The organism is Bartonella sp. MU70NMGDW (genome assembly GCF_042194085.1).
GTDB classification, from domain to species: domain Bacteria; phylum Pseudomonadota; class Alphaproteobacteria; order Rhizobiales; family Rhizobiaceae; genus Bartonella; species Bartonella grahamii.
Window position 1 is genome coordinate 1 of record NZ_JBHIMK010000133.1, and the last position, 3645, is coordinate 3645.

Genomic DNA, 3645 nt, shown 5'->3' on the forward strand with positions numbered 1-3645 from the left:
CATCTTTTTTAGTGGGTTGTTTATTGGGGAGCAATCATCTTTTTGGGATCAACTAATCGGTCATAATCCTCTATAGAAACGCCAGCTTTTAATGCTTCGGTGCGCAAAGTTGTATCGTGTTTATGCGCTGCTTTGGCAATTTCAGCAGCTTTTTCATAGCCAATTTCTGGTGCAAGAGCTGTGACTAACATGAGTGAGCGCTCCATGAGCGAGTGAATATGAACGCGATTGGCTCGTAATCCTTGAATGCAATGCATATCGAAAGAGCGCATGCAATCACCAAGAAGGGTAATTGATTGTAAAACGTTATAGCCAATAACAGGTTTATAAACGTTGAGTTCAAAATGTCCTTGACTTGCGGCAAAGGTTACGCTGGTGTGATTACCAAAAACTTGACATGCGACCATGGTTAAGGCTTCACATTGCGTGGGGTTAACTTTGCCGGGCATAATAGAAGATCCGGGTTCATTTTCAGGAAGACTGAGTTCCCCTAAACCGGAACGTGGACCAGAGCCTAAAAACCGAATGTCATTTGCAATTTTAAACAGATCAGCAGCGAGAGCATTCAAGCTTCCGTGGAAATGCGCAAGGGCGCCATGATGGGCGAGTGCTTCAAATTTATTGCTGGCAGTTTGGAACGTTATTCCTGTGAAAGCGCTCACTGTTTTTGCAAAAGCAATGTCAAAACCTTTTGGTGCATTCAGCCCTGTGCCAACAGCCGTGCCACCTTGAGCAAGCATGTGGACATCGGTTAGAGCATTTTCAATGCGCTGAAGATTGGCTTCTAATGCGGCACGATAGCCTGAAAATTCTTGCCCTAGGGTTAAAGGCGTTGCATCTTGGGTATGGGTGCGGCCGATTTTAATGATGTCTGCAAATTCTTGCTCTTTTTGTTTTAATGTAGCAATAAGAGCTTCAAGAATTGGTAGTAAGTGTTGGCGTGTTTGCAACGTGGTGGCAATGTGAAGCGCTGTGGGAAAGGAATCGTTCGATGATTGACTCATATTGACATGGTCATTGGGATGAACTGGTTTTTTGCTTCCAAGTTTTCCTCCCAAAATCTTACTGGCACGATTAGCAATGACTTCATTGACATTCATATTGCTTTGTGTGCCAGAACCTGTTTGCCAAACGGAGAGTGGAAAATGCGTATCAAAATCGCCGGCAAGCACTTCATCGGCGGCGGCAATAATTGCTTTTCCAATATTTTCTGGTAGTTTTCCTTTGTCCATATTTACAACAGCTGCAGCCTTTTTGATAAGGGCTAAGGCATAGATGATGGCAAGAGGCTGCTTTTCACTACCAATATTAAAATTATGCAGAGAACGTTCAGTTTGTGCGCCCCAATAACGATCTTGACGTACCGCAATCGTTCCAAAGCTATCCGTTTCCTGACGTGTTTCAACCATGATAAGATCCTTTTTTGTTCACGGGTTCTCAAAAAGATAGATAACGCGAAAGTGCAATAAGAGGCAAGACTTTGAAGCTTCATTTAGAGAAATTATTTTTATGGCTATTCTTGACATTAAGAGATGCCGATTTTATATCTAACTCATACTAGCACTCTCAAGCTATGAGTGCTAGCAAGAACTTTTAAGATTAATGCAATTATGTTCAGTTTTAAGGATTTAAAACATGGCTAATATACAATTCCGCCCACTTCACGACCGTGTCGTTGTCCGTCGGGTTGAATCTGAAAATAAAACGGCTGGTGGGATTATCATCCCTGATACAGCAAAAGAAAAACCCCAAGAAGGCGAAGTGATTGCTGTTGGCAATGGCGCTCTCGATGATAACGGAAAGCGCGTGCCTTTAGAAGTTAAAACAGGAGACCGTATCCTCTTTGGAAAATGGTCTGGAACTGAAGTCAAGATTAATGGGGAAGATCTCCTCATCATGAAAGAATCTGACATTATGGGAATTATGGGCTAATTGAAGCACTTAGTTTTTCATTGTGTACTATTTTGAGAAAACTCCAAGGAGAAATTAAATGGCTGCTAAAGAAGTCAAATTTGGCCGTGAAGCGCGTGAGCGTTTGTTGCGCGGTGTCGACATCCTTGCTAATGCTGTTAAGGTGACACTCGGCCCTAAAGGTCGTAATGTGGTGATTGATAAATCATTCGGTGCGCCTCGCATCACAAAAGATGGTGTATCCGTTGCAAAGGAAATTGAACTTGAAGATAAGTTCGAAAACATGGGTGCACAAATGTTGCGCGAAGTTGCTTCTAAAACCAATGATATCGCTGGTGATGGAACAACAACAGCAACTGTTTTAGGACAAGCTATTGTGCAAGAAGGCGTTAAAGCTGTTGCTGCGGGTATGAACCCAATGGATCTTAAACGCGGGATTGATGCTGCTGTGGATGAAGTGGTGGCAAACCTCTTCAAAAAAGCAAAAAAAATCCAAACTTCAGCAGAAATTGCACAAGTAGGAACCATTTCTGCTAATGGCGCTGCTGAAATCGGTAAAATGATCGCTGATGCTATGGAAAAAGTGGGCAATGAAGGCGTCATTACCGTGGAAGAAGCTAAAACCGCTGAAACGGAATTAGAAGTCGTTGAAGGTATGCAATTTGACCGTGGGTATCTTTCCCCTTATTTTGTCACAAATGCTGAGAAAATGGTCGCTGATCTCGATGATCCTTACATTCTCATTCACGAAAAGAAATTGTCTAATTTGCAATCTCTTCTTCCTGTGCTTGAAGCTGTTGTGCAATCTGGAAAACCACTTCTCATTATCGCTGAAGATGTGGAAGGTGAAGCTTTGGCAACGCTCGTGGTTAACAAGTTGCGTGGTGGTTTGAAAATTGCTGCTGTAAAAGCTCCAGGATTTGGTGATCGCCGTAAAGCAATGTTAGAGGATATCGCAATCTTAACATCCGGACAGGTTATTTCTGAAGATGTGGGCATTAAACTTGAAAATGTCACTTTGGATATGCTTGGACGTGCAAAGAAAGTCAATATTTCTAAAGAAAACACCACCATTATTGATGGTGCTGGACAAAAGTCTGAAATTACTGCTCGCGTCAATCAAATCAAGGCTCAGATCGAAGAAACAACTTCTGACTATGACCGTGAAAAATTGCAAGAAAGACTTGCTAAACTCGCTGGTGGTGTTGCTGTTATCCGTGTGGGTGGTGCAACAGAAGTTGAAGTGAAAGAAAAGAAAGACCGTGTTGATGATGCTTTGAATGCAACACGTGCTGCTGTTGAAGAAGGTATTGTTGCTGGTGGTGGTACCGCATTGTTGCGTGCAGCAAATGCGTTGACCGTTAAAGGAAGCAATCCTGACCAAGAAGCTGGTATTCATATCGTTCGTCGTGCTCTCCAAGCGCCAGCACGTCAAATCGCAACCAATGCCGGTGAAGAAGCCGCTATTATTGTGGGCAAAGTGTTGGAAAATAATGCTGACACTTATGGTTACAATACCGCCACGGGTGAATTTGGTGATTTGATTGCTTTGGGAATTGTTGATCCAGTGAAAGTTGTGCGTTCTGCTCTCCAGAATGCGGCTTCAATTGCTAGCCTTCTGATTACAACAGAAGCAATGGTTGCTGAAGTTCCAAAGAAAGATACACCAATGCCTCCAATGCCTGGTGGCGGAATGGGTGGAATGGGCGGAATGGATTTCTAAGCTCTTATTCC

The 3645-nt window shown here is 43.0% G+C and carries 3 protein-coding genes; 2 read left to right on the forward strand and 1 reads right to left on the reverse strand.

What is annotated here, in order from left to right:
- Positions 1-20: 20 nt before the first annotated feature.
- Positions 21-1409 carry a class II fumarate hydratase gene (gene fumC / locus ACFIKE_RS08645; RefSeq protein WP_375626454.1) on the reverse strand — a complete coding sequence of 463 codons (1389 nt, stop codon included), beginning with the start codon at positions 1407-1409 and terminating at the stop codon, positions 21-23.
- A 226-nt stretch (positions 1410-1635) separates the two neighbouring features.
- On the opposite strand from fumC, the gene groES reads away from it, so the two are divergent.
- Positions 1636-1932 (forward strand): co-chaperone GroES, encoded by a 297-nt coding sequence (groES, locus tag ACFIKE_RS08650; protein ID WP_005774667.1) that lies wholly within the window; start codon positions 1636-1638, stop codon positions 1930-1932.
- Between the two features lie 58 nt (positions 1933-1990).
- The gene (gene groL, locus ACFIKE_RS08655; RefSeq protein ID WP_015856904.1) at positions 1991-3634 is read left to right on the forward strand and encodes a chaperonin GroEL; all 1644 of its coding nucleotides are present in this window, start codon (positions 1991-1993) and stop codon (positions 3632-3634) included.
- Positions 3635-3645: the final 11 nt, after the last annotated feature.

Coding starts and splice junctions, on each gene's coding strand:
- fumC (WP_375626454.1), bottom strand. CDS start 1,409: ATGGTTGAAACACGTCAGGAAACGGATAGCTTTGGAACGATTGCGGTA.
- groES (WP_005774667.1), top strand. CDS start 1,636: ATGGCTAATATACAATTCCGCCCACTTCACGACCGTGTCGTTGTCCGT.
- groL (WP_015856904.1), top strand. CDS start 1,991: ATGGCTGCTAAAGAAGTCAAATTTGGCCGTGAAGCGCGTGAGCGTTTG.